The 2991-nt window shown below is 48.3% G+C and carries 4 protein-coding genes; 1 reads left to right on the top strand and 3 read right to left on the bottom strand.

Going from position 1 to position 2991, the window contains the following annotated elements; all coding sequences use genetic code 11:
• Positions 1-310: 310 nt before the first annotated feature.
• The 3 genes from CUC53_RS10070 to CUC53_RS10060 all read right to left on the bottom strand — a co-directional run bounded on the left by CUC53_RS10070 (position 311) and on the right by CUC53_RS10060 (position 1249).
• Complete coding sequence (locus CUC53_RS10070; RefSeq protein WP_100294039.1) at positions 311-613, bottom strand: helix-turn-helix domain-containing protein; 303 nt, start codon at positions 611-613, stop codon at positions 311-313.
• Entirely contained in the window at positions 613-963 is a 351-nt protein-coding gene (locus tag CUC53_RS10065; protein WP_100294038.1) for a type II toxin-antitoxin system RelE/ParE family toxin, read from the bottom strand. The genes CUC53_RS10070 and CUC53_RS10065 overlap by 1 nt, the downstream gene beginning before the upstream one ends.
• A gap of 67 nt (positions 964-1030) precedes the next feature.
• A complete protein-coding gene (locus CUC53_RS10060) occupies positions 1031-1249 on the bottom strand; it encodes a hypothetical protein (RefSeq protein WP_236757903.1) in 219 nt (72 codons plus the stop codon).
• 283 nt (positions 1250-1532) lie between these two features.
• Here CUC53_RS10060 and CUC53_RS19585 point away from each other — a divergent pair, with 283 nt between their 5' ends.
• The gene (locus tag CUC53_RS19585) at positions 1533-1916 is read left to right on the top strand and encodes an Imm50 family immunity protein (RefSeq protein ID WP_100294037.1); all 384 of its coding nucleotides are present in this window, start codon (positions 1533-1535) and stop codon (positions 1914-1916) included.
• Positions 1917-2991: the final 1075 nt, after the last annotated feature.

The raw sequence follows: 2991 nt of genomic DNA, 5'->3' as shown, positions 1-2991 counted from the left end.
GCTCTCCGCCGAAATCAATCCCTGTTCTTTTCCGGTGATGGTCATGTAGGCATGGTTGGCCATGTTCTTATTTCCTATCTGCTTAGTGAAGCCATCATTGTGCCACAGGCAGCAGACGGGGCCACGATAGCCCCGTCACTGGATACGTGATTTCAGGCTTTTCTGACACCCATAAGGGAGAGGGAAGATTGCACCAGCAGGCGCCAAAAACCGCTGCGTCTAATCGTCATTATGTTGAATTAGGTCGGTGAGCAACCCCATATAACAAAACGGCCAGCTTGATTAGCTGGCCGCAGGATCCATTGAATGGTCAGACGTTAAAACCGATGTGCCTCCCTGTTGGAAGTTCAACATCCACACGTAGCTTACCGCCCATCGCCTCCACGTAACGTTTCATTGTGGATAGTTTGATATCACTGCCTCGCTTCTCCATCGCTACTACTGCTGGTTGGCTGATACCCAAAGCCGAAGCCAACTCCTCTTGTGACATCTCCAACTCTTCACGCAACGCTTGAAGATGTACTTCCAACAGCAGCTCGTTGGCCATCTCTTGGATCCTTTTCTGCCCCTCCACCGAGCGGGAGGCCAGCATCTCATTCAGCGTTCTTCCCATTATCTAATCTCCAACTCAGTTAAGTGTTTGGCATATTCAGCCTCAGCGATCGGCAACATCTCTTTGTAAAACCGCTTATCGTTGCCGCCTTTGTTACCAGCACACAGTACTATCGCGTGGCGCAATGGATCGAAAACGAAGAAAGCCCGCAGTGGCTCACCTAAATGCTGAACTCTCAACTCTTTTAGATTCGTAAAGCGTGACCCTTTGATGGTATCAACCAATGGGCGCCCCACCGATGGACCTCCTTGCGCCAAGGCAAGCAACCCAGCTAGGACTTTCTCCTGAGCGCCATCATCTTGCGCATCAAACCACCTATCAAACACGTCGGTCGTTTTTACCGTCCACATAACACACCAATTATAATCTTTAGGTTATATTATGTTGTATATCATGAAAGCTAACAAGCGGTCTTAATCATCGGCTAGTGACGCTGAAATTGGCGGCGTCCACGTCGAAACGACTGACGCCGATCTGTTGCAGGTAAAGCACCAAGGTATCGAGTTTACGAAACACCCTGAGCTGCTTACTACGCTGGGCGGCGAGGGCGCGTTCGGCGAGGCCGTAGCGGACCAGTAGGGTCCAACCACCTGGCTGGCCCACAGCGACCACAACACGGACAGCGCCGGACGCCACCAGTTGGACAAGGGTGGGATGAGTGATGGGTGATGGTTTGCATAGGGACACTCAGGGACAAGGGACAGTGCGGCGCAGGATGAGAGATAACGCACGGCAAGACAAGCTAGTTTGCAGGGTGGCGGGCAGCAAAAAGGGGCTTGGATTTACCATAAGCCCCCCTTATACGCACAAACAATATTGGCATTGCTTTTGATTGAATTAACTATATCCTCATCCTTCGGTAAGGCTATTTTTTACATTCGTTTTCTTAACCTTTAATACCAATCGAGGTAAGGACAATATGAAATATTGGAATGAACTTGATAGCACGGGTTTGTTTAATAGAATTTTTACCGAACCAATATCCATATCAGTTATTGATTTAATATCAATAAACTTAGATTTATACAAGTCTATCATCACCATACACTTTGATTTATCAGACACCTCGTGCGACATGTTTTTTAAACAGCTAGTCAGAAATAACACTTGTAGGTGCACCGTCACTTGCAACCAGGTTGCATCCATAATCATCGGTGGAATACCAACAAAAAACGTTGCCAACATCAATATTAAAAACAATGAGTACAATAAATTAGTGAGTGTGGATGGTGGGGTATTTGACATTAATTTTGCATGTTCTGATATAAAACTAATGGAACCATCTTTGTATACCAAGCATTGATTGTTAATAACAAACTGATTCACATTAAACTTAAAAAAACACTGAATAAAATCGTCATTATGTTTAATAGCCAACTTTGCATAGCAAAACGGCCAACCCGTCAGGATTTGGCCGCCTGTATCGTGTTTTGGGGCGTTTCTACGCCCAAGACATGGCATCTACTGCCTGAAAGTTTACAACGCTTCTGAGGCGGTTTTAGGGCCGGATCATGCAGGGTATCGTTTCAGCTCGTTTTAACGGCCTATCGCGTATTTGTCTCGGTTGCCATCCGAGCGATTTGTTCCCGCCCCGCCCTGCAAATCTGTCTCGGTTTTGTACCGATTCTGTACCACTTTTGTACCGGTTCTGTACCGCTATTCGCTTCGCGATGTTCCAGTACCCCCGAACAGTGCCACCCTTAACGACATAGCCACTCTTCGCGCCGTCATTACCCCTTAAAAACGGTGGTTCACAGCCATACACATTACGCACCAGCAAAGCTGGTGTAACGCATTGAAACAAAAGGGGTGGCTTGTCTTTTTAGTGCGGTTTAAATGGTGGCACAAACGCCATAACAGCATGATCTTAATGCTGTTTTTATGGTTGCACTACCACCAAGAGAGGAACAAATCGCTCGGAACATCGAGCGCGTCCGGCGGATGCCTGCGGGGGCCAATAGGTGAAGTAAAACAGAGTCCATCAGGGTGGAGCCAGTGGCCCCGCCCCAAACAGGGATGCTATTGTGCTGAGCAAGGCTGACATGATGCACAGCCTCTTGGCTTCCCCTCCAAAGCCAAAATGTAAACCACCTCATACCCTCGGTGGTTTTTTTTGGCCTCCACCAACGCCCCAAACATCAATTTGCACTTTTGATTCATCAAAAAAACTCTTTGATACCTCAGTGCTGATCACCTGCAACAACGTGCCGTCAGCACAGACCCCCGATGCCCTATTCGATCCCCGTGTGGCGCTGACAGCGGCTTTTTGCTGTCTGTGTCACACGGGGACACCAAGCGCAGCGCGGTAGGCATTCCCCACCTGCGCAGGGTCGCTTCACCTATCTTGTGTGAAGCTTTCCTGCTGGCCAATGTCGCGC

It is taken from the genome of Aeromonas cavernicola (genome assembly GCF_002795305.1).
GTDB classification, from domain to species: domain Bacteria; phylum Pseudomonadota; class Gammaproteobacteria; order Enterobacterales; family Aeromonadaceae; genus Aeromonas; species Aeromonas cavernicola.
The sequence above is the reverse complement of the archived record's forward strand: the minus strand, read 5'-3'. Positions and strand labels throughout refer to the sequence as shown.